Origin of the sequence: Novosphingobium ovatum (assembly GCF_009909235.1) — a bacterium.
GTDB classification, from domain to species: Bacteria; Pseudomonadota; Alphaproteobacteria; order Sphingomonadales; family Sphingomonadaceae; genus Novosphingobium; species Novosphingobium ovatum.
On record NZ_JAAAPO010000004.1, the window covers coordinates 120,121 to 143,343 of the forward strand.

Genomic DNA, 23,223 nt, shown 5'->3' on the forward strand with positions numbered 1-23,223 from the left:
CGCGATGCGCGCGCTGATCGATCATCCGGGCCTGCGCTATCTGGGCGCCAGTGTGGTGGCGCTGGGGGCGGACATGGGCTGCTTTCTGGGGCTGTTGCGGCTGGGGCTGGCGGCGGCTGGAGCTTCGGCGCTGGGCTATGGCGTGGGGATCATCGTGCATTGGCTGGTGACATCGCGCGCGGTCTATGCCGATCAGGTGGCCATGCAGGGCGCACAGCGCCACCGGCAAAAGCTGTTGTTCGTGGCCTCGGCGCTGGTTGGGCTGGGGATCACCACCGGCATGGTCGGGCTGGCCGCGATGGCCGGGTTTGATCCGCGCATGGCAAAACTCGCCGCGATTGGCACCAGCTTTGTCGCGACTTGGGCACTGCGCCACCATGTGGTGTTCCGCGCCCCCGCGCTGAGCTGAAGGCGATGCGCGCCCTCATGCCAATGTTGCGCGCGGTGGGACTGGCGCTGCTGCTGATCGTGGCGATGCAGTGGGCCACCAGTCTGGTGGCGATCACCAACCTGTATTTTCCCGATCCTGATGACACGCTGCGGCTGGTGCAAGTGCGCGACTGGCTGGGTGGCCAAGGCTGGTATGACCTGCACCAACACCGCATCGATCCGGCCCATGGCGGCGTGGCGATGCATTGGACGCGGCTGGTTGATCTGCCGATTGCCGCGATCATCGTGATATTGCGCCCCTTTGCCGGACAGGCGGGGGCGGAGCTGGGTGCGCTGTTGATCGTGCCGGTGCTGACGCTGGCCGCCGCGCTGTTGCTGACAGGGCGGGTGATCGCCGAAAGGATCGGCGTGCAGCGGGTGCTGATCGGATGTCTGTTGCTGGCCATATCGGTGCCGGTCTCGACGCAGATCCGCCCGATGCGCATTGACCACCATGGCTGGCAGGTTGTCGCCGCATTGCTGGCGGTCCACGGGCTGATGACACGCCATGCGCGCCTTGGCGGCTGGCTGTCGGGCGTGGCGCTGGGCGCGGGGCTGGCGATCAGCCTGGAGCAATTGCCTCTGACCGCCGTGTTCGCCGCGATTGGCGCGTGGCGCTGGCTGCGCGGGGGTGAGGAACGGTTCTATCTGGCGCATCTGGCCGCCGGTCTGACGGTGACATCGGTGCTGGGGCTGGCGCTGCTGCGCGGGCCGGGGGATTTGATCACCCATTGCGATACGATTGCCCCGGTGCATTTGGCGGCGATGGCGTGGGGGGCGATGGTGACCGGGGTGATGACCCGCCTGAACGTCATCCGCAGCGGCTGGGTGCTGGGCGGCTTTGCGCTGGCGGGCGCCGGGGCGCTGGGCATCTATCTGGGCGCGGCGCCGCAATGTGTGGGCGGGTCGTTCAACGAACTGTCCCCGATGGTGCGTCAACTGTGGTACGAAAATGTCGCCGAAGGCCTGCCCATTTGGCGGCAGGATTGGCCTACCGCGCTGCAATTGCTGGTGCCGGGCGGGCTGGGCCTGTGGGCCAGTGTGCGGCTGATCGCTGTCCAGTCGGGCGAAGAGCGCGTGTGGTGGCAGGAATACACATTGTTGCTGGGCGGAGCCTTGGCGATTGCCATCATGGTGACGCGGGCGGGCGCGGTGGCGGGGGCTTTGGCCGCTGTGCCGCTGTGCTGGCTGATCGGCGGCTGGCTGGACCGGCTGGGCCAGCGGCGCTGGGCCTATGCGCCCGCGATCGTGTTGGCGCTGATGCCGTCCTTGCCGCTGACGCTTTATGCCATCGCACTGCCCTATGTCGATCCAGAGGTGGATGAGAGCATCAATATCGGGTTGGGCCTGGGCAATTTTGCGCCCAATGGCCGCGATGGACCGGATCCGGCATCTGCGATGGCATCGGCGGTGGCGCCTGGAGCCAGTGGCGACTTGGCGCAAGGCAATGGCGTGACGGTCAATTTCCACGTCTCGTCCTGCCGCATTCCAGCGGCGGGGGCGGCGCTGAACGCCTTGCCGACGGCCGCGATTCTGGCACCGCTCGATATCAGTCCCGACCTGATCTATGCCTCGCATCACAGCGTGCTGGCCACCGGCCACCATCGCGGCGCGCGGGGCATGAACGCGGTGATCGCCGCCTTTACCGGCAGCGCCGATCAGGCCCGCGCTATCGCCAAAGCCAATGGCATGACCTATGTCGCGATGTGCCCGCGGGTTGGTGAACCCACCGTCTATCGCAAGGTCGCGCCCAAGGGCTTTGCCGCGCAATTGATAAGGGGGCAGGTGCCGGGCTGGCTGCAACCCGTACCCCTGACCGACAACAGCGGGCTGCGCCTGTGGCGGGTGGTGGGCTGATTCAGCCCGCCTGCCTGCCGCGCAGGATCGACCACAGCCGCCGCTTTTGCCCGCGCGCGCCCTGTGGCCCGGACTGCATCACCCGGCGGCGGAAGATATGCGCGCCGCCCCGCACAAACACCGCGACACACAGCACCTGCCAGCCCAGCGCGGCCAGATGGGGCCAGATTTCGCCATGGATGGCCGCCCGCGCCAGCATCGTGAACGGCGAGGAAAAGGGAAAGGCGATCGCCGCATATTCGGTCGGCGTCCCCTGATGCGCCATGGCATAGGTGGCAAAGAAGAACACCAGCAGCTGCATCATCGTCACCGGCATCGAGAGCGTCTGCACCTCGCGCACGGTGGAGGCCATCGAGCCGACCGTGAGGAACACGCTGCCCAGCAAGAGATAGCCCATCGAGAAATAGACGATGCCCAGCGCCACAAACAGCGGCCAGCCTACCGCAGGCGTGGGCAGGGATTGCAGCGTCTGACCACCGCCGATCAGATGCACCCCGCCAATCGTTGCCGCCCAGACCGAAATCCCGACCAAAGACACCGCCAGCATCGCGAACAGCTTACCCAGAAACACCGCGTCCATGGGGATGGCGGCGGCCAGTACCTCGATGATCTTGTTGCCCTTTTCCTCGACCAGATTGGACAGGACCATGCCCGCCAACAGCATGATCAACAGGAACAGCAGCGTTTGCGCGCCTTGGGCCGTGACCAGCCGCCCGGTGGCCTGATCGGCGGTGCTGGTGGCGGTGGGGGCCAGCGCGACCTGTGGGAAGGCGTCGGGCCCATGTCCTGTGGCCCGCGCGGACAGGATCGAGACGCTGCCTTGCCAATCGATGATCCGCCCCTTTGGCCCGGTCAGCACCGGATGCGCCGCGCTGCCCGACAGGATCGCGGCCAGATTGCCGCCATTGGTCCCCGTGTCATGCAGGGCGGCGGCCGGATCGGCACTTTCGCCCGGCTTCAACCGGCGCACCACCACCAGTTCGGGCAGGCTGTCCAGATGCGGGGCCAGCGCCTTTTGCGCGGTCAGCAGCGCATCGATGTCATCGCCCGCCAACACCATGCCCAATTGCGGCCGTTCGGCCGAGTGGCGGATTTCGCTGCCCACGCCGCCCGCCAGCCCGCCGACAATCAGCGGAAACAGCGGCCCCAGCAGGAAAAAGATAAAGCTGCGGCTCCACAGGATGGCGACAAAATCGCGCCGCGCGATGACAAAGGCGGCCGCCAGCGTCGAGAGGCGGCCGGTGCGTTGCGTGGGGTTGGGCGCGCTCATTGGGCGTCCTCCGGCTGGGTGGTGTTCATGGCCTGCGCGACCGCCTCGCCCGCGATGGCGACAAAGGCGTCATGCAATCCGCCCCGTTCGATCGACAGCGACAGGATGCCCGCCTCGCCCTCGATCAGGGCGCGCAGCAAGGGTTCGATCCCGCTGTCGGGTAACGAGAAATACCAGAACGCCCCGCCGTCCGAGCGCAGATCACAGCGCGCCTCGGCGGGAATGGCGGCGCGCCACGCGCCCTCTACGCGGGCCGTTTCCAGCCGCACCTGTGGGGCGATACGGTCGCGCGCCACATCCACCGGCCCGGCAAAAGGCACCCGGCCCCCGGCGATGATCGCCACCTCGTCACACATGCGTTCGGCGTGGGCGATGACATGGGTGGAAAAGATCACCGTGGTGCCGCCCGCCGCAAGCTCGCGGATCATGGTTTCCAACCGGCCCTGATTGATCGCGTCCAGCCCGGAAAAGGGCTCGTCAAACACCACCAGTTGTGGCGCATGGACCAGCGTGCCCAGCAATTGCACCTGTTGCGCCTGCCCCTTGGACATTTGGCGGATTTGCCGGTCGGCCAGATGGCCCAGCCCGTGTTTTTCCATCAGGATGCGGCCCCGGCGGCGGCCTTCGGCCTGTGGCAGCCCGCGCAGCGCGCCCAGAAATCCGATCGCCTCAAACGCCTTCATTGAGGGATAAAGTCCGCGTTCTTCAGGCAGATAGCCGATGGCATGGGCCATGTCATGGGGCCGCTCACTGCCCAGCACGCGGCGCATGCCCGCATCGGGATCGATGATGCCCAACAGCATGCGCAAGGTCGTGGTCTTGCCCGCGCCATTGGGGCCAAGGATGCCATAGATCGCGCCCTGTGGCACGCGCAGGTCCACCCCGTCCACCGCCGTCACGCCGTCAAACCGCTTGACCAGCCCCTGCGCCTCGATCGCCCAATCGCGGCTGTCGTTGCGAGCCATCGCTCTTACTCCTAAACCGGGGCGTCAGGCATCGCGCGATGTCGCCCCACCGGAAACCCGTCTGAACCGCTCAATGACCACAAATCTGAACACATTCAAAGCGCAACTTGTCGCGCAGGCCCATGCCTTGGGCTTTGCCGCGGTGGGGGTGAGCGGGGCGGACGAGGACAGCTTGCGCGCCGCCCGGCTGGAAGGCTGGCTGGAACGGGGGTTCCATGGCGACATGGGCTGGATGGCGGATCGGTTGCACCACCGCCGTTCGCCGCAGGGCTTGTGGCCAGAGGCGGGCAGCGTGATCGCCCTGGGGATGAGTTACGCCCCGGCAGACGATCCGTTGGCGCTGGCGCAAGTGGCTGATCGCGGGCGGATTTCCATCTATGCGCAAGGGGCCGATTATCACGATGTGGTGAAAAAGGCGCTGAAAGCGCTGGCCCGCTGGATGGTGGAGCAGGGCGCCAAATCCGGTCTGGGCGAGGTGGCGTTGAAGGTATTTGTCGACACCGCCCCGGTGATGGAAAAGCCGCTGGGCGCCGCGGCTGGCCTTGGCTGGCAGGGCAAGCATACCAACATGGTCAGCCGCCAACACGGTAGCTGGTTGTTTCTGGGGGCCATTTACACCACCCTGCCGTTGGAACCGGACGCGCCGGGGCGGGACCGTTGCGGCTCGTGCCGGGCCTGTCAGGATGCCTGCCCGACCAATGCTTTTCCCGCGCCATATCAACTGGATGCGCGGCGCTGCGTGTCCTATCTGACGATCGAGCACAAGGGGCCAATCCCCCACGAGTTCCGCGCCGCATTGGGCAACCGCATCTATGGCTGCGACGATTGCCTGAGCGTGTGCCCGTGGAACAAATTTGCCGATCTGGCGGCGAAAAACCGCGCTTTTCTGCCGCGTGCGGAATTGACCGCGCCGCGTCTGGCCGAATTGCTGGCGCTGGATGATGCCGGGTTCCGGCGGCTGTTCTCGGGCTCTCCGATCAAGCGGATCGGGCGGGACAGGTTTGTCCGCAACTGTTTGTATGCGGCCGGAAATTCGGGCGATGGCACGCTGTATGCCCTGGTGGCGGCGCTGACCACAGACCCCGATCCGGCGGTGGCTGATGCGGCGCAATGGGCGCTCCCCCGCCTGCCCGCGCCTGCGGTTTGAGCCAGTGGCGCGGGGGGTAAAACCCGCGCACAACCCCACAAAACCATAGATCGAGAGGACCGCCCCGCCATGACCACCTTGCACCTGCCGCGCACGATCCATGTCGGAGGCGGCTCCTTGGCGCAATTGCCCGCCGCGATGGCACAGGCCGGATTGTCGCGCGCTTTTGTTGTCACTGATAGCTATATGGTGGCCTCTGGGATGGCACAACGCGTGGTTGACGTGCTGTCATCGGCGGGCATGGCCAGTGTGGTCTATGCCGACACCGTGCCCGACCCGACGGTGGCGGTGGTGCAGGCGGCACTGACCGCTTTGGGTGCCGGGCAATGCGATTGCGTCATCGGCCTTGGCGGCGGCAGCCCGATCGACACGGCCAAGGCGATTGCGGTGCTGGCGGTGCATGACATGCCGGTCTCGGCGATGAAGGTGCCGGCGGCCAATGACGTCCCCGGCCTGCCGATCATCGCCATCCCCACCACGGCGGGCACCGGGTCAGAGGCCACCCGTTTCACCATCATCACCGATGAGGCATCACAGGAAAAGATGCTGTGCGCGGGGCTGGCTTTCCTGCCGCAGATTGCCATCGTCGACTATGAACTGACCATGGGCAAGCCGCGCCGGTTGACCGCCGACACCGCCATCGATTCGCTGACCCATGCGATCGAGGCCTATGTCAGCGCGCGGGCCAATCCGTTCTCTGACGCGATGGCGCTGTCGGCGATGCGGCTGATCGCGCCCAACATCCGCCGCGCCTGTGCCGATGGGCAGGACCGCGCGGCGCGCGAAGCCTTGATGGTGGGTGCGCATCACGCGGGGATCGCGTTCTCCAATGCCTCGGTCGCGCTGGTGCACGGGATGAGCCGCCCGATTGGGGCGTTTTTCCATGTGGCGCATGGGTTGTCGAACGCGATGCTGTTGCCTGCGGTGACGGCGTGGTCGGCGCCGGCGGCCATGGCGCGCTATGGCGATTGCGCGCGGGCGATGGGTTTGGTGTCTGAGGGCGAGGGCGACCAATTGGCCGTTGCCCGGCTGATCGAGGAACTGACCGCGCTGAACGATGATCTGGATGTGCCCAGCCCCGCCGCCTATGGCATTGATGCCGGGCAATACCGCGATCTGATCCCGGTGATGGCGGCGCAGGCGCTGGCCTCGGGCTCACCGGGGAACAACCCGCGCGTGCCCAGTCTGGACGAGATCGCCATGCTGTACGAACAGGCGTTTGGCGCGTGATGCTCTGGCGGGCGGGGGCCGCAACAGCCCCCGCCCGCGCAGGCGTTACATCAGTTCCTTCAACGGCACGCTGGCATCGGCCAAAGCGGCGATGTCGGGGGTGGCGCCCGCCTCGACCAGCTTGCGCCCCTGGACATAGTCCTTGACCATGTTGACACAGTCCAGCGCGATCACCCGGCCGCCTTGCAGGTAGACGATGCTGAACGAGCGCGAGGCCATGTCGCCGCGCAGCACGGTCTGATCGTACCCCAGCGAGATGCCGGCGGTTTGCAGTTTCAGGTCATACTGGTTCGACCAGAACCACGGGAAGGCCTTGTAAGGGGCCGATGTGCCGCATAGCGCCTTGGCGACGCAGGTGGCCTGATCATTGGCATTCTGCACCGATTCCACCCGCATCACCGTGCCCCCGGCATAGTCGCAGGCGAAAGACGCGCAGTCTCCGATGGCAAAGACATCGGGCAGGCTGGTGCGGCAATATTCGTCGATATCGATGCCATTGGCGCCTGCCGCGCCTGCCGCGATCAGCGGGCCAACAGCGGGCACGATGCCGATGCCCACGATCACCGCGTCTGCCGGAACAATGCTGCCATCGCCCAGTTTGACGCCCGTGACGCGGCCATCCCCGACCAGCGAATCGACCGTCACGCCGGTGCGCAGGTCCACGCCATGGGCGCGGTGTTCGCCCTCATAGAAGGCCGAGAGTTCCGGCCCGGCCACACGGGCCAGCACGCGCGGCGCGGCCTCCAGCAGGGTGACATGGCAGCCCAGCTTGGTCAGCACGGCGGCCGCCTCCAGCCCGATATAGCCGCCGCCGATGACGGCGATGTTCTTTACGCCGCCGTCAACCTCACCCATCAATTGGTCGCAATCGGCGCGGGTGCGCACCGCGTGGATGCCCGACAGGTCCGCCCCCACACAGGACAGGCGGCGCGGATCGCCCCCGGTGGCCCATACCAGATGGCCATATTCCCGGCTGGTCCCGTCCGACAGGGTCACGACATGGGCCACAGGGTCGACCGATGTCACCTCGCGGCCCAACAGCATCTGCACCTCCTTTTCGTCCCAGAACTGGGGCGGGCGGATGTACAGGCGGTCGAATGTCTTTTCGCGGGCGAAATATTCCTTGGACAGCGGAGGCCGTTCATACGGCGGTTCGCTTTCGCGGCCGATGATGGCGATGCTGCCGGTGAAACCATTCTGACGCAACGCGATCGCACATTGTGCGCCCGCATGCCCCCCGCCCACGATGATGATGTCTGTTTTGTCCATGGGCGGGGGAAATCGCCAAAAACGGTGCCCTCGTCAATGGACAGAACCGACAGGTACAGGTGTTGATCGGGCACCTGTGGCGGGGATGCAGCGGTGGGGCGCTAGCGTGCCAGCACGTTGTCCTAGCGTGCCAGCACGTTATGCTAGCGTGCCAGCACGTTGCGCGCCTGTGCGGCGATCTGGGCCAGAATGGCGGGCGTGGTGACAGGCGCCAGCCCAGCCCGCGCGATCAGGCGGTTCAGCCGGGCGATATCGGCCTGACGATCGGCCAGCCATGCCCCCAGCGCGGCGGGCGCCTCCGCTGCCGAGCGGCAACAGACCCGCGCCAGAAAATCCAGCCGCATCTGGCCAAAATCGCGCACCAGACCCGCGACCAATTGGCGCTCCCACGCATCGGTGGGGGCCAATCGGGCGGCCTCTGCCTGCGCCCAGTCCAGCCCCAGTTGCGCCCCCAGCGTGGTGAACCCCTGCGCCAGTGTCAGTGCGGGCAGGCCGCTGTCGCGCGACAGGCGGGCGATGCCCACCGCTCCGTCCAGATCGAACAGCGCCGCGACCATCGCGCTTTCCCGCTCTGGCGCGCCCAGATCGGCCAGATCGCCGCGCAGCCGGGCCGAAGCCGCCCGCCCCGCGTCGGTCAGCAGGCTGTCGAGTGTCTGTCCTAACTGGCGTATCGCCGGAGCCAGCGCATCGGCCAGATCCGCCGCCGATCCCCGCCCGGCGCCAGCGCGCAACAGATCGGCCATCGCCCCGCGCAACGCATGGGCCGCGCGGTCAAACAGGCGGATGCGGGCCGGTTCGGGCATGGGCGCGGTTTCGATCGCGCGCCAGATCGGCGCCATGTCAAACAACCGCTCTGCCGCCAGAAAGGCCGCGCCCACCGCGGCCAGATCCACGCCTTCGACCTCGGCCAGTTCGAAGGGGTGGACAAAGCCGATGCGGTTGACCAGCCGGTTGGCGATGCGGGTGGCCAGAATCTCGCGCCGCAGGCGGTGGGTGGTGATGTCCGTGGCAAAGCGTTCGCGCATTTGCGGCGGGAAAGCCGCCAGCAATTCGCCCTCCAGCGCGGGATCATCGACCACGGTGGACTGTTCCAGCGCGTCCTGCAACGCCAGTTTGACGCTGGAGAGCAGCACCGCCAGTTCGGGCCGCGTCAGCCCGCGCCCCAGCCCCATGCGGCGCATCAGCGCGTCATTGTCGGCCAGCCCTTCTGTCCGGCGGTCCAGCGCGCCCTGTTCCTCCAGCAGGTCGATCAGCCGCAGGCACGAAGGCACCGCCGCCGCGCCGCCGCTTTCGGCAATCGACAGGCCCAAGGCTTGCAGCCGGTTGTCCTCCAGCACCAGATCGGCCACCGCATCGGTCATCTCGCGCAACAGGGTGACGCGCTCGTCCTCGATCAGGCGGTCGGCGCGCATGGCGCTGGCCAGCGCGATCTTGATGTTCACCTCGTTGTCCGAACAATCGACGCCGGCCGAATTGTCGATAAAGTCGGTGTTGCCGCGACCGCCATGGCCGCCATCGCCCTCTGGCCCGCCGTGCAGCGCATATTCGATGCGCGCGGCCTGCGTGCAACCCAGATTGGCGCCCTCGCCGATGACGCGGGCGCGGACATGGCGGCCCTCGACCCGCAGGGCATCGTTGGCCGGATCGCCCACATCGCCGTTTGCCTCATGCGCGGCGCGGACATAGGTGCCGATGCCGCCAAACCACAGCAAATCCACAGGCGCGGTCAGGATGGCGCGGATCAAGGCGTCCGGCTCCATTGCCTCGGCCTCCAGCCCCAAGGCTTCGCGGATTTCGGGCGACAGGGGGATCGCCTTCAGGCTGCGGGCAAAGACCCCGCCACCGGGTGAAATCAGCCCCTTGTCATAATCGTCCCAACTGCTGCGCGGCAGGGCGAACAGGCGGCCGCGTTCGGCCCATGCGGCCGCGGCATCGGGGGTCGGGTCCAGAAAGATGTGGCGGTGGTCAAACGCCGCGATCAGGCGGATCGATTGCGACAGCAACATGCCATTGCCAAACACATCGCCCGACATGTCGCCCACGCCCACCACGCGCACGGGGTCGGTCTGGACGTCCACGCCCATCTCGCTGAAGTGACGCTGGACGCTGATCCATGCGCCGCGCGCGGTGATGCCCATCGCCTTGTGGTCGTATCCCTTTGACCCGCCACTGGCAAAGGCATCGTCCAGCCAGAAGCCATGCGCCTCTGCCAGCGCGTTGGCCGTGTCGGAAAATGTCGCCGTGCCCTTGTCCGCCGCGACGACGAAATAGGGGTCCTCGCCATCGCGGATCACCATATCGGTGGGGTGGGTGACGCGGGTTTTGACGATATTGTCGGTGACGGAGAGCAGGGCGCGGATAAAGATCTGATAGGCTGCGCGCCCCTCTGCCGCCCAAGCATCGCGGTTGCGCGTGGAATCGGGCAATTGCTTGGGATAGAACCCGCCCTTGGCCCCGGTGGGGACGATGACGGCGTTCTTCACCCGCTGCGCCTTCATCAGGCCCAGGATTTCGGTGCGGTAATCATCGCGCCGGTCCGACCAGCGCAAACCGCCGCGCGCCACAGGGCCAGAGCGCAGGTGGATGCCTTCGACCCTTGCGGCATAAACAAAGATTTCGCGCCATGGCACCGGGCGCGGCAGGCCGGGGACGGCGGCCGAATCAAACTTGAACGCCAATGCCTCGCGCGCGGCCGGGGTAAAGGCGTTGGTGCGCAATATCGCCAGCACGCAGGCGCGGAAAGCGCGCAGCAAACGGTCATCATTGATGCCGCTGACCTGTGCCAGCCCATCGCGGATCAGCGCCTCGGCCTCGGCCTCGACCGCCAGACGGTCGGAGCCGACATGGGGCTGATGGCGGGCGCGGAACAGATCGACCAGCGCCATGGTGACAAAGGGCGCGCCCATCAGCGCGTCCACCGCCGTCTGGATGCCATAGGTCATCCCGGTTTGCCGCAAATAGCGATACCATGCCCGCAGCCAGTTCGCCTCACGCGCGGACAGCCCGACGCCCACGATCAGCCGGTTGAAGGGATCATCCTCGCCATCGCCGTTCAGCATGGCGGACAGGGCGTCCTCGATGATGGGGGTGTGGCCAGACACGGTGGCCATCGCCTGCCCTGCCGGCAGGGCGATCAGGAAATCATGGATCGATCCCAGCGGATCGGTCGGATCGGCATGGCCGCCGGGGCGTTCCTCCAATGCGGTGGGGATATTGTCGATCACGCGAAAGCCGAAATTCTCCAGCGCCGGGACGATGTCGGAGAGCACCAGATCGCCATGGCGTTGATAGAGTTTGAGCCGCATCTGCCCTTCGGCATCGCCGGGCAGGCGGTAGAGGCGCACACCGCGATGGGGCAGGGGATCATCATGCACGGTCGCCAGACGCCGCAGGCGGGCAATGTCGGTGGCAGCCTCTGCCGGGCCGTACAGGCTGCGATAGGCGGGGGGGAAGGCCTCGGCAAAGCGGGCGGCGATGGTGGCCGCGCGCGAGGGTTCCTCGGTGCGGGCGATCTCGGCCTCGACCGCGTCACCCCAGCCGCGCAGCATCGCGCGCAAACCCGCGTCCAGCGCCGCCTCGTCCGGCAGGCGCAAGGGGGCGTCATCCTCGTCCATGGCCAGCACGAAACGCAGCTGGGCCAGGTTTGACCCCTCGACCTCCAAGCCCCAGTCCAGCACCCGCGCGCCCGCCGCATCGGACAGCATCTGCGCCACATCCAGCCGCAACCGCGTCGAGAGCGCATCGCGCGGCAACCAGACAAAGGCGTGCAAATGCCGCTCCATCGGCGCGGCGACGATCGCCAGACGCGGGCGGGGGCGGTCGATCAGGCTGATCATGGCCAGCGCCACGCGTTCCAGATCGCCATCGGCAAAACCGATCAGCTGATCATGCGGCAACCGGGTCAGCGCATGGGCCAGCGCCTTGCCGGTGTGGCTGTGCGCGGCAAAGTGGAACTTGTCATGCAGGGCGGCCAATTGCCGCCGCATCAGGGGCACCTGCGCCGGGGGCGTGGCCAGCGCGGCGCTGGTCCATACGCCGGCATGGACGCTGATCGCCACCACCTGCCCGCCCTCGATTACCGGCACGATGAACAGGTCCAGCGGCACGCGGCGGTGGACATGGGCAAAGCGGTTGGACTTGACCATCAGCGGCAGCCGCCCGGCCCCGCCCTGCGCGGCAAAGCTGTCAAACCACGCAAACACCCGTGCGAAACTGGCCGCCGACAGCAATTCCCACGTGCTGTTGCGGCAGATGCCATGCGCGCTGGTTTGCGTGCCATCGCGACGGCGCAGGACATGGCCCAATTGCGTCACCATGCCATCGTTCAGCCAGCGCAACAGCGCCGCGCCCTCGCCCCGGTCCAGCCGGTCCAGCGTGGCGGCATCCTCGGCCATGGCGGCGCGCATCGCGGGCCAATCGGCCACCGCCGCGCGCACATCGCCCAGCGTGATCGCCAATGCCGCCTGCAGTCCGGCGATGGTGCGCGCGTCAGCCCGGCTGGTTTCCAGATAGACCATCGATTCGGCCAGCGCCCCGGCCGTTCCCGCCTCTGGCAAAGCCAGCAGCGCGCCCGCCGGATCGCGTTCGACCGCCACGACCGGGTGGATCAGCCGGTCGATCGTCAGCCCGTGGGCGGCCACGGTGGTGGCGATCGAATCGACCAGAAAGGGCATGTCCTCGTTAATCAGGGCAATGCGCATATAGCGCCGGGCCGGGCTGGCGGGCGGCGCGTCGGGATCGGGCGGGGCGGGGGTGACATTTTCCACCGCCAGCGCGGTTTGCGCTCTTTCACGGCGCAGCGCGGTGGTCAGGATAAAGCGGGCGGCGGCCTCGATATCATGGGGCAGGGGATCGCCCTGCGCCGGATCGGCATCCCCCGGCAGGATCGCGGCGGTCAGGCATTGCGTCAGGCGGGCCAGCATCAGCGGGTCCAATTCTGGCGCAAGAGGGGTGGCGGACGCGTCGGGCTGGGGCGCAAAATGTTTCATCGGCATCGCTGATCCCTGATGCCGGCGGGTCAGAAACGGCCGCGCCGGTCCTTGTTCTTGATCGCCCTTCTACCGCGATGTTGTTACCTTTTCCTGCCGAAAAGCCCCCGTTTCGCCGTCTATTTGCCCGTAGGCGCCGGGGACGCGGTGGTAACCGTTGGCTGGGTGGCGGGCAGTTGCGCCAGATAGGCCGCCGCGCGCTTGGCCGCGTCGCTGGCAGGGGCTGACGCGATCACCGATTCCCAGCTTTTGCGGGCCGCCGCCTCGCGGCCGGACAGCATGGCGATGACGCCCGCCTCCAGCCCGACATCGGGATCGCGCGGGGCCAGCGTGGCGGCGGTCTGGATCTGGGCCTGGGCATCGGCCAATTTGTCCATGCGGCGCGACAGCGTGGCCGACAACAGCCAGCCCTGCGCCTCATTGGGCGCGATGGTGCGCGCGTCGGTCAGCGCCATGGCCGCATCGGGCAGGCGCTTCAACGCGACCAGCGCGCGGGCGCGGTCAATGGCGATACCGCCGGTCAGCTCGCTTCGGCCGGTAGCCATCGCCTGCGCGCGCGCGGTGTCCAGCAGCATCAGCGCGCCCACCGCATCGCCCGCGGCCAGCGCCGCATTGCCCGCCATCGCCCCCAGTTGCGCGCGCATCATCCGGTCATCGGCGCCCGCCATGTCCAGCCCCGCGACAAAGGCTGTGCGGGCGGCCTCGAACTCTTCCTGCGCGGCCAAGGCGGTGCCAAGGCACAATTGCGCCTGCGCCTTGACGCTGGCCTCCTGCGATTTGGCGCGTTCCACCCATGCGCGGGCGGCGCGTTCGCCCGCGTCAGGGTCTTGCGCCGCCGCGTCCAGACAGATCTTCAGCGGGCTGGGCGGCTGGGGCGTTGTGGGCTGCACCGTGCCGCTGTCCTGAATGATCAGCGGCCCGCGCCGGTTGGGGCCGGTGGGGCGGTCGATCTGGGGCAGGCGCACGGGCGCCGCGTCCCCGATCGAGGGGCCATATTGCAACAGCACCGGCAACAGCATCAGGGCAAAGGACATGGGGCAGGCTTTCGTATCAGGCGGCGGGCATCAGCGCGTGCAGCGTGTGCAGCAACAGCGCGATGTCGCCCGGGCGGCTCAGGCGGTGGTCGCCCCCTTTGATCAGGCTCACCTGAACGTCATCCGAACGCAGCGCCGCCATCAGCCGCATCGAGATATCGGTGGGCACAACGTCATCATCCTGACCGTGCAGCAGGCGCACCGGGCAGTCGAGCGGGATCGTCTGTCCCAACAGGCGATTGGCCTGCCCATCGGCCCAGAACCCGGCGTGGGTGGGCGTGGGGTCATAGCCATAGGCGTTGTCGCGGTAATGCGTTGCTCCGCTGGCCAACAGCGCCTGAGCCTGCGCGTCAAAGCCCCATTGGGTAAAATCGGGCGCGGGGGCGATGCCTACCAATGCCTGCGCCTGATCGCCCAAACGTAGAGCCACCAGCAACATCAGCCACCCACCCATGCTGGAGCCCACCAGCACCACCGGGCCGCTGGCCTTTGCGGCGATCAGCGCGCAGACCTCATCGGCCCAGCGCGACAAGGTGCCGTCGGCAAAGTCACCATCCGACTGCCCGCAACCGCTGTAATCCAGCAACAGGCATCCCCGCCCGCTGGCCCGCGCCCAATCGAACACCGCGCAGGCCTTGCCCCCGGCCATGTCGGACATATAGCCGGGCAGAAAGACGATGGTGGCCGCCCCATCAGGCGCGGGCGTGTGGCGCCAGGCGATGGCGCGGATGGGCGCACCATCGGCAGGTGCATGGGGGAAAAAGCCATCGGGCGCGGGGATCGTGTCAGTCATACACCGAATCTTGAGACGATTTGCGCCACGGGGGCAAGTGCGATGCGCCCCTTGTCCGGCGTGTTTTACAAGGTTGAGCGCAAGGCGATGCGCGGCTAAGGGCTTTTTCCATGTCTGATATGTTCAAGATCACCCTGCCCGATGGTTCGGTGCGCGAAATGGCGCCCGGCTCCACCCCCGCCGATGTGGCCGCCAGCATTGGCCCCGGCCTTGCCAAGGCCGCGATTGCCGCGCGCATTGATGGCGAGCTGGTGGATCTGACCCGAACTTTCACAGGCGATTGCGCGCTGGCGCTGGTGACGAACAAGGACGAGGCCGAGGCGCTGGATCTGGCCCGCCACGATTTCGCCCACGTTCTGGCCGAGGCGGTGCAGGCGCTGTTCCCCGGCACGCAGATCACCTTTGGCCCCTCGACCGACGATGGCTTCTATTACGATTTCGCGCCCGCCGTGATCGATGGCAAGCCGCGCCCCTTTACCGATGACGACCTGCCCGTGATCGAGGCGGAGATGCGCAAGATCATCGCCGCCAACAAGCCGCTGCGCCGTGAGGAATGGAGCCGCGAGCAGTTGATCTCCCGCTGGAAGCAGCAGGGCGAAAGCTTCAAGGCGGAATGGGCCGCCGAACTGCCGGGGGACGAGCCGCTGACCGTCTATTGGTCGGGCGATGACTGGCTGGACATGTGCCGTGGGCCGCATCTGCCCTCCACCGGAAAGCTGGACGCCGCCGCCTTCAAGCTGACGCGCGTGTCGGGCGCATACTGGCGCGGCGATCAAAAGAACGCGATGCTCAGCCGCATCTATGGCACCGGCTGGCTGAACAAGAAGCAGCTGGACGCGCATATGACGCGTTTGGAGGAGGCCGCCAAGCGCGACCACCGCAAACTGGGCGCGGAGATGGACCTGTTCCACCTGCAGCACGAGGCGCATGGCAGCGTGTTCTGGCACCCCAACGGCTATACCATCTATCGCCAGTTGGAGGACTATATGCGCCGCGCGGTGCAGGCCGCCGACTGCAAGGAGGTGAAGACTCCGCAGATCATGGACGCGCGCCAGTGGGAGCAGTCCGGCCACTGGGGCAAGTATCGCGAGAACATGTTCGTCATCCCCGACGAAACCCCCAATACCGAGGATGAAGGTCCGGTCATCAGCGGCGAGGCCGACTGGATGGCCTTGAAGCCGATGAACTGCCCGGCGCATATCCTGATCTTCAAGCAGGGGATCAAGTCGTACCGCGACCTGCCGCTGCGCATTGTCGAGAACGGCTGCTGCCACCGCAACGAGCCGCATGGCGCGCTGCACGGGCTGATGCGCGTGCGTCAGTTCACGCAGGACGATGGCCACATCTTCTGCCGCGAGGACCAGATCGTCGACGAGGTGAAGGCCTTCTGCGAAATGGCCGACCGCGTGTACAAGCATTTCGGCTTTACCTATGCGATCAAGCTGGCGCTGCGCCCGGACAACCGCATCGGCAGTGACGAATTGTGGGACAAGGCCGAGGCCGAACTGCGCGACGCGGTGGTGCGCGCGGGGCTTGCCACGCCCGAATATGGCTGGGAGGAAATGCCCGGCGAAGGCGCGTTCTATGCGCCCAAGCTGGAATGGCACCTGACCGACGCGATTGGCCGCACGTGGCAGGTGGGCACGATCCAGTCCGACCGCATGCTGCCCGAACGTCTGGACGCCAGCTATGTCGGCGAAGACGGCAACAAGCACCGCCCGGTCATGCTGCACCGCGCGATCTTTGGTTCCTATGAACGCTTCATCGGCATCTTGATCGAGCATTTCGCCGGCCGCCTGCCCACGTGGCTGGCCCCTTGCCAAGCGGTGGTCGCCACCATCGTGTCGGACGCCGACGATTACGCGCATGAGGCCGTGGCCCAATTGCGCGCCGCCGGCATCCGCGTCGAATCCGATCTGCGCAACGAGAAGATCAACTACAAGGTGCGCGAGCATTCCTTGGCCAAGGTTCCCTATCTGCTGGTGGTGGGCAAGCGCGAGGCCGAGGAAGGCACCGTGGCCGTCCGCACGCTGGGCGAGCAGCAACAGAAGTTCATGCCCCTGTCCGAGGCGATCGAAATGCTGAAGGGCGAGGCCACCGCGCCTGACCTGCGATGATCCAGCGCGAACATCTGGGCAGCGCCCAAGTGCCCGGTGGCGAGGAATTGCGGCTGTACAAGCATGACCGCGATTTCATGATCACGCTGGGCCATAACGAGCTGATGTCCACCCGCAAATGGGGGTCAGAGGTGGCGCTGGCGGAGCAGTCCATCGCCCGGTTGCAGGATGGGCGCGTGCCGCACATCCTGATTGGCGGCTATGGCATGGGCTTTACGCTGCGCGCGGCGCTGGCGATCCTGCCCGCCAATGCGCGGGTGACGGTGGTGGAACTGGTGCCCGAAATCATCGCCTGGGCGCGTGGGCCGATGGCCGATCTGATGGCGGGCTGTCTGGAGGATCCGCGCGTGCATCTGGTGATGGGCGATGTGGGCGATGCCATCCGTCAGGCGCATAACCTGTATGACGCGATTCTGCTGGACGTGGACAACGGCCCCGATGGTCTGGTGCGCGAAGGCAATGACGCGATCTATGGCCGGGGCGGATTGCTGGACGCGCGTGATGCGCTGACGCCCGGCGGGGTGCTGGCGATCTGGTCGGCCGGGGCTGATCCGGCCTTTACCCGCCGCCTGCAAAAGGCGAAATTCGCCGTGGATGAGGTGAAAGTGGCTGCCCGCAGCAATGGCAAGGGGCCCAAGCATGTGATCTGGTTCGCCACCCCCGCGCTGGGCGGGGCCTAAGGCGCGGCCCTAAGGGATCAGTGCAGCCATCCGGCCAGCGCCAGCGCGATGGCACAGCCCCAGACGATGGTGGCACGGGCGGCCTCGACGGCGTGATCGGCGGTCAGGTGCAGGGCGATGGCGCGGGCTTTTCTCATGAAGATCAGCCTGCGCCCGAAACCTCGCGGAAAGATTAACGCCCCGCTGGTCAGATCACCGCTTTGGGCATTTGCTGGCTGGAGCAGTGGAACGAGCCGCCGCCCGCCAGAATGGCATCGGCCATGATGCCGATGGTTTGCCGGTCGGGGAACAGCTCGGCGATGGCCGCGACACCTTCGGCGTCATGGGGCGTGCCATAGATCGGTACCACCACCAGATGGGTGGTGATGATGAAGTTCATATAGCTGGCCGGTTCGATCCGCCCGTCACGTTCCACCCGTCCGGGTGAGGGCACCTCGCGCACCACCACACCCGCCGCGCGGGCACGGGCCGCCGCATCGGCATAGATCGCCGCGTTGGGATCATCCGCGCCGGTTGCCACTGGCACCGCCATGGTATTGGGTGCGACAAAGCGGGCCAGATTGTCGATATGGCCATCGGTGTGGTCATTGATCAATCCATCGCCCAGCCACAGCACGCGGCTCTGGCCAAGGTCGGCGCACAGGCGCGCCTCCATGTCGGCGCGAGTCAGGTGCGGATTGCGGTTGGGGTTCAGCAACACCTGCTCGGTCACGCCGATCAGGCCGGTGCCGTCCACCTCGATCGCGCCGCCTTCCAGAATCCAGTCGGCGGTGCGGACATTCATCCCGGCGTCTCGGGCGATGTCCGCGCCGATGGTCTGGTCGCCCTCCATCAGATATTTGCCGCCCCAGCCGTTAAAGCCAAAGCGCTGACCCAGCCGGTTGCCCGCCCCGTCCACCAGCACCACCGGCCCGGTATCGCGCAACCATACGTCACCATAGACGCGGGTTTCGATGGTCACCGCGCTGCTGCACAGGGCGCGGGCGCGTTCCGCATTGGCCGGGCTGCGGGTAATCAGGCGCACGTGTTGGCCGCTGTCGGCAACGGCGCTGGCAAATTGCGCCATCTGCACTTGCGCGGCCTCAAGGAAGCCGGGCCATTCATCGGCATCATGGGGAAAACCGATCCACAGCCAGTCCTGCGGAGTCCATTCGGGCGGGAAAGTCCAGTTGGGCGTGCTCATGGGGCGGGGCCATAGCGGCAAACGCGGCTTGCGGGAAGGGCGGGGCGGGGCCAAGAATGGGGCACAGACGAGAGGAATGATGATGGCGCAGATAACAGCCGATTGGCCCAAGGCGGACTGGCAGGGCGCGCTGACGCGGGCAGAGGCGGGATCGCCGTTTCTGTCGCGCGCGATGGGGCGTTTGCCCGAACTGGTGGCGTTGCTGGCCGCGGGCGATGGCGAAGGCGCGATTGGCTGGAGCCGCCGCGCTGGCGCGGGCGCGCCCGATATCGGCGCGGCGCTGCGGCGCGAGCGGCTGGCGCTGGCGCTGGCGCTGGGGATTGGCGATCTGGCGGGGGCTTTCCCTTTGGCGCGGGTGGTGGAGGAACTGTCCGATCTGGCCGACCGGGCGCTGGACGCGGCGATGGCCCATGCCATCACATCGCGCGTGCCCGACGCGGTCCCGGCGGGCTTTTTCGCGCTGGGGCTGGGGAAACATGGGGCGCGGGAATTGAACTATTCCAGCGACATTGATCCCATCCTGTTGTTCGACCCCGACACCATGCCCCGCCGCCCGCGCGATGATCCGGGCGAGGCGGCGGCGCAATATGCCCGCACGGTGGTTCGCACGCTCAGCACGCCCGACGCCGAGGGCTATGTGTTCCGCGTCGACCTGCGCCTGCGCCCCGCCAGCGAGGTCAGCCCGTTGGCGATTCCGGTCGAGGCGGCGCTGACCCATTACGAATCAAGCGCGCTGGCGTGGGAGCGGGCGGCGTTCATCCGCGCGCGGGCATGTGCTGGCGATGTGCCGATGGGTGAGGCGTTCCTGACCCAGATCCGCCCTTTCGTCTGGCGCAAATCGCTGGACTTTGGCGCCATTGCCGAAATCGGTCGCCTGACCCGCCGCATCCGCGCCGCCCATGGCAAGGTGGAGGTGATCGGTCCCGGTTTTGACATCAAGCGCGCCCGTGGCGGCATCCGCGAGATCGAGTTTTTCGCGCAGGTGCATCAGCTGATCCATGGCGGGCGCAATCCGGCGCTGCGGCTGCGGGGCACGCGGGCCTCGCTGGACGCGCTGGCGGACACCGGGATCATCACCACGCAGGAGGCCGCTGATCTGGGCGCGGCCTATGACCGGCTGCGCACCATCGAGCACCGTTTGCAAATGGTCAGCGACCTGCAAACCCACAGCCTGCCCAAGGATATGGCCGCGATTGACGCGGTGGCGCGGCTGGACGGATTGCCGGGCGCCGAGGCTTTGCTGGCGCAATTGCGCGACATCACCGCCATGGTGGGCGACCGTTATGACCGGCTGGTGGCGGCCTGCGCGGTGCCTGACAGCGTGGGCGGTGGGGGGCCGTCCAGCTTCTCGCTGGAGGAGGAGTTGGAGCGGTTGGGTTTTGCCGATCCGCCGGGGCTGGCCGCGCGGATTGATGGCTGGCGCGGGGGGACGGTACGCGCGCTTCGCAGCGAAACCGCGTTGATGGCGCTGGAGGCGGTACAGCCCGCGCTGTTGCGCCAATTGGCCGCCGCGCCGGACCCTGATCGCGCCATCATCCGCTGGGAGCAGCTGATCACCGCGTTGCCCTCGGTGGTCAACCTGTTCCGCCTGCTGGAGGCGCGGCCCGCGCTGCTGGAGGTGCTGGTGCGAGTGTTGTCGCTGGCCCCGCCGCTGGCCGATGCCTTGGCGCGGCGGGCGGATTTGCTGGACGCGCTGATCGATGCCAGCGCCTTTGACCTGCCGCCCGCGGTGCCGGTGCTGGCCCGCGACCTGTCCGCGACCGAGGTGGGCGATGATTACCAGCGCCTGCTGGATGGCGTGCGGCGCAAGGTGGGCGAAAAGCGCTTTGCCATGGGGGTGCAACTGATCGAGGCGGCCAAGGACCCGCTGGCGGTGGGCGCGGGCCTGTGCCGCGTGGCCGAAGCCGCGATCGACGCCCTTGCCAACGCCACCATCGCCGAGTTCGAGGCCACCCATGGCCGCATCCCCGGTGGCGAGCTGGTGATCGTCGGGCTGGGGCGGCTGGGCGGCGGCATGCTGACCCATGCCAGCGATCTGGACATCGTCTATCTGTTCACGGGCGATTTCAACGCCGAATCGGACGGGCGGCGGCCCTTGGGCGCGACGATGTATTTCAACCGTCTGGCGCAGCGGGTCAGCGCCGCCCTGTCCGTCCCCACGGCCGAGGGCGCTTTGTATGAGGTCGACACCCGTCTGCGCCCACAGGGGACTCAGGGGCCGCTGGCGGTGGGCTATGACAGCTTTGCCCTGTATCAGCGCGAACAGGCCTGGACGTGGGAGCATATGGCGCTGATCCGCGCCCGCGTATTGTTTGGGTCGGACGCCGCGCGGGCCGATTTTGCCGCCATCACGACGCAGATCTTGGGCGCGCCCAGAGACCGCGCCGCCATCACCGCCGACATTCTGGATATGCGCAATAAAATGGCCGCCCACAAACCGCCCAAGGGCGCGATTGACGTCAAATTGCTGCGCGGCGGATTGGTGGACATCGAATTCCTGACCCATTGCCTGCAATTGCGCGAAGGGGTGGGACAGGTGCCGGGCATGGCCGAGGCTTTGGCCGATCTGGCCGAGGCGGGCCATGTGCCATGGGCGCTGACGGGGGCGCATGACGTGCTTTCGCGCGTGCTGGTGGCGGGGCGCTTGCTGGCCCCCGATGCCGAGGCACCCGGCCCTGCCCCAAGGGACGTGCTTGCCAAGGCCTGCGGCAGCGGCGATTGGGACGATCTGATGGCGCGCGTCCATGACGCCCGCCGCGTGGTGGCGCAGGCATGGGCCGGGGTGTTCGGACAGGCTTTGGAGGTGGAATGATGGCACAGGCTGGCGTGGGCGATGTGATGCCCGATGTGGCGATGGAACTGGCCACTGGCGGCACGGTGCGGGCGAGCGATTATGCAGGCCGCAAATGGGTGGTGTTCTTTTACCCAAAGGATGACACGCCCGGCTGCACGACCGAAAATCTGGACTTTACCGCGCTGTCGGATGCGTTCGAGGCGGCCGGGGTGGCGCTGTTGGGCGTGTCCAAGGACACCATCGCCAAGCACCAGAAATTTGCCGCCAAGCATGGGCTGAGCGTGCCTTTGGCCAGTGACGCGGCAGAGGGTGGATTGTCCGACGCGCTGGGCATCTGGACCGAAAAGGTGAATTACGGCCGGACCTATATGGGGATGGTGCGGACAACCTATTTGGTGGGGGCCGATGGCCGCATCGCGCAGGTGTGGAACAAGGTAAAGGTCAAAGGCCACGCGCAGGCCGTGCTGGACGCGGCAAAAGCCCTGTAACGCGGCATTTGCGTGGCGGCTGCCGCGCGGGTAAGGGCGCGGCCATGCACACGGATACCGATCCCCGGCCCAGTCTGGCCGCCGCCATCCGCGCCGCGTTGTTGACCGCCGATCCGCGCGCCAAGGTGATGGCCACCCGCGCGGTGGCGCGTGACTGGCGGCTGGGGCGGCTGGCGTGGCGGTTTGATGTGGCGATGCCCGATCGCCCGGCGCGCCCTGACCGGCCCGAATTGCTGGCGCCCAAACATATGCCCAAACGTGGGCGCGGCGGGTCCGAGCGCGCCCGCATCGCCCTGTGGCATGCCATCGCCCATATCGAATTTGTGGCCATCGATCTGGCGCTGGACATGGCGGGGCGGTTTGGCGCCGAAATGGGGCCGGATTTCGTCACCGATTTCCTGTCCGTCGCCGCCGACGAGGCGATGCATTATGCCATCATCGCCCGTCACATGGCGGGGATGGGGGCAGCCTATGGCGATTTGCCGGCGCATGACGGGCTGTGGCAGGCGGCCGAAGCAACCACGCATGATGTCGCGGCAAGGTTAGCGGTGGTGCCCATGGTGCTGGAGGCGCGCGGGCTGGATGTTACGCCCGCGACGCTGGAGCGGGTGCGGGCATCGGGCGATGCAACGGGCGCGCGCATTCTGTCGCGCATTCTGGCGGACGAGATTCGCCATGTCCGCTTCGGTTCATTGCATTTCTCGGACAACTGCAAAAAGCGCGGAATTCCGCCCGATTCGGCGTGGATGGAGCTTGTCTCCACGTATGTTTCCGGAGCCGTGAAGCCACCATTCAACGACTCAGCGCGTGAGGCAGCCGGTTTGTCGCGGGAATGTTACAGCGCGCTTGCCTCCGCTAACAACCACGGTTAACCCCGCGTCCAGAGACGGCGGGGGGTCCGACCATCTCCAATAAATGCAAAACCGTGGTGGCGGGCTCCTCCATCATCGCGGCAGTCATCCATAGCCGACCATCAGGG

Annotated in this window: 16 protein-coding genes; 9 read left to right on the plus strand and 7 right to left on the minus strand. The window is 67.1% G+C overall.

The features are described from left to right. Positions 1 to 4 precede the first annotated feature (4 nt). Together GTZ99_RS10710 and GTZ99_RS10715 are read left to right on the plus strand one after the other, a co-directional pair. The gene (locus tag GTZ99_RS10710) at positions 5 to 409 is read left to right on the plus strand and encodes a GtrA family protein (RefSeq protein WP_161718722.1); all 405 of its coding nucleotides are present in this window, start codon (positions 5 to 7) and stop codon (positions 407 to 409) included. A gap of 5 nt (positions 410 to 414) precedes the next feature. Then, positions 415 to 2,286 carry a hypothetical protein gene (locus GTZ99_RS10715; RefSeq protein WP_227711265.1) on the plus strand — a complete coding sequence of 624 codons (1,872 nt, stop codon included), beginning with the start codon at positions 415 to 417 and terminating at the stop codon, positions 2,284 to 2,286. A gap of 1 nt (position 2,287) precedes the next feature. Here the strand turns inward: GTZ99_RS10715 and GTZ99_RS10720 are convergent, their stop codons facing one another. Further along, a complete protein-coding gene (locus tag GTZ99_RS10720) occupies positions 2,288 to 3,556 on the minus strand; it encodes an ABC transporter permease (protein WP_161718726.1) in 1,269 nt (422 codons plus the stop codon). Beyond that, entirely contained in the window at positions 3,553 to 4,521 is a 969-nt protein-coding gene (locus GTZ99_RS10725; RefSeq protein ID WP_161718728.1) for an ABC transporter ATP-binding protein, read from the minus strand. Before GTZ99_RS10725 ends, GTZ99_RS10720 begins: the two co-directional genes overlap by 4 nt. A gap of 73 nt (positions 4,522 to 4,594) precedes the next feature. Between GTZ99_RS10725 and queG the strand changes: the two genes are divergently transcribed. Both queG and GTZ99_RS10735 read left to right on the plus strand, forming a co-directional pair. Then, positions 4,595 to 5,668, plus strand: a complete 1,074-nt coding sequence (gene queG / locus GTZ99_RS10730; RefSeq protein ID WP_161718730.1) for a tRNA epoxyqueuosine(34) reductase QueG — start codon at positions 4,595 to 4,597, stop codon at positions 5,666 to 5,668. Between the two features lie 69 nt (positions 5,669 to 5,737). Next, complete coding sequence (locus GTZ99_RS10735) at positions 5,738 to 6,898, plus strand: iron-containing alcohol dehydrogenase (protein WP_161718731.1); 1,161 nt, start codon at positions 5,738 to 5,740, stop codon at positions 6,896 to 6,898. A gap of 45 nt (positions 6,899 to 6,943) precedes the next feature. On the opposite strand, the gene GTZ99_RS10740 is transcribed toward GTZ99_RS10735, so the two are convergent. From GTZ99_RS10740 to GTZ99_RS10755, 4 genes are all read right to left on the minus strand, one after another. Further along, positions 6,944 to 8,167, minus strand: a complete 1,224-nt coding sequence (locus GTZ99_RS10740; protein WP_161718733.1) for an NAD(P)/FAD-dependent oxidoreductase — start codon at positions 8,165 to 8,167, stop codon at positions 6,944 to 6,946. 143 nt (positions 8,168 to 8,310) lie between these two features. Then, the gene (locus tag GTZ99_RS10745) at positions 8,311 to 13,161 is read right to left on the minus strand and encodes an NAD-glutamate dehydrogenase domain-containing protein (RefSeq protein WP_406818592.1); all 4,851 of its coding nucleotides are present in this window, start codon (positions 13,159 to 13,161) and stop codon (positions 8,311 to 8,313) included. A gap of 113 nt (positions 13,162 to 13,274) precedes the next feature. Beyond that, entirely contained in the window at positions 13,275 to 14,189 is a 915-nt protein-coding gene (locus GTZ99_RS10750; RefSeq protein WP_161718735.1) for a tetratricopeptide repeat protein, read from the minus strand. 16 nt (positions 14,190 to 14,205) lie between these two features. Beyond that, on the minus strand, positions 14,206 to 14,982 hold the full coding sequence (locus GTZ99_RS10755; RefSeq protein WP_161718737.1) for an alpha/beta hydrolase: 777 nt from the start codon (positions 14,980 to 14,982) through the stop codon (positions 14,206 to 14,208). A 110-nt stretch (positions 14,983 to 15,092) separates the two neighbouring features. On the opposite strand from GTZ99_RS10755, the gene thrS reads away from it, so the two are divergent. Continuing rightward, on the plus strand, positions 15,093 to 17,099 hold the full coding sequence (gene thrS, locus GTZ99_RS10760) for a threonine--tRNA ligase (protein WP_161718739.1): 2,007 nt from the start codon (positions 15,093 to 15,095) through the stop codon (positions 17,097 to 17,099). Next, positions 17,096 to 17,779 carry a spermidine synthase gene (locus GTZ99_RS10765; protein ID WP_161718740.1) on the plus strand — a complete coding sequence of 228 codons (684 nt, stop codon included), beginning with the start codon at positions 17,096 to 17,098 and terminating at the stop codon, positions 17,777 to 17,779. Before thrS ends, GTZ99_RS10765 begins: the two co-directional genes overlap by 4 nt. Before the next feature lie 187 nt (positions 17,780 to 17,966). On the opposite strand, the gene GTZ99_RS10770 is transcribed toward GTZ99_RS10765, so the two are convergent. Beyond that, a complete protein-coding gene (locus GTZ99_RS10770) occupies positions 17,967 to 18,962 on the minus strand; it encodes an agmatine deiminase family protein (RefSeq protein ID WP_161718741.1) in 996 nt (331 codons plus the stop codon). Between the two features lie 82 nt (positions 18,963 to 19,044). Between GTZ99_RS10770 and GTZ99_RS10775 the strand changes: the two genes are divergently transcribed. Genes GTZ99_RS10775 through GTZ99_RS10785 form a run of 3 tightly spaced genes read left to right on the plus strand, consistent with a single transcriptional unit; the run spans position 19,045 to position 23,116 of the window. Continuing rightward, complete coding sequence (locus tag GTZ99_RS10775) at positions 19,045 to 21,774, plus strand: bifunctional [glutamine synthetase] adenylyltransferase/[glutamine synthetase]-adenylyl-L-tyrosine phosphorylase (RefSeq protein ID WP_161718742.1); 2,730 nt, start codon at positions 19,045 to 19,047, stop codon at positions 21,772 to 21,774. Further along, on the plus strand, positions 21,771 to 22,244 hold the full coding sequence (locus tag GTZ99_RS10780; protein WP_161718743.1) for a peroxiredoxin: 474 nt from the start codon (positions 21,771 to 21,773) through the stop codon (positions 22,242 to 22,244). The genes GTZ99_RS10775 and GTZ99_RS10780 overlap by 4 nt, the downstream gene beginning before the upstream one ends. Before the next feature lie 44 nt (positions 22,245 to 22,288). Then, positions 22,289 to 23,116 carry a ferritin-like domain-containing protein gene (locus GTZ99_RS10785; protein ID WP_161718744.1) on the plus strand — a complete coding sequence of 276 codons (828 nt, stop codon included), beginning with the start codon at positions 22,289 to 22,291 and terminating at the stop codon, positions 23,114 to 23,116. The last annotated feature ends 107 nt before the right edge of the window (positions 23,117 to 23,223 follow it).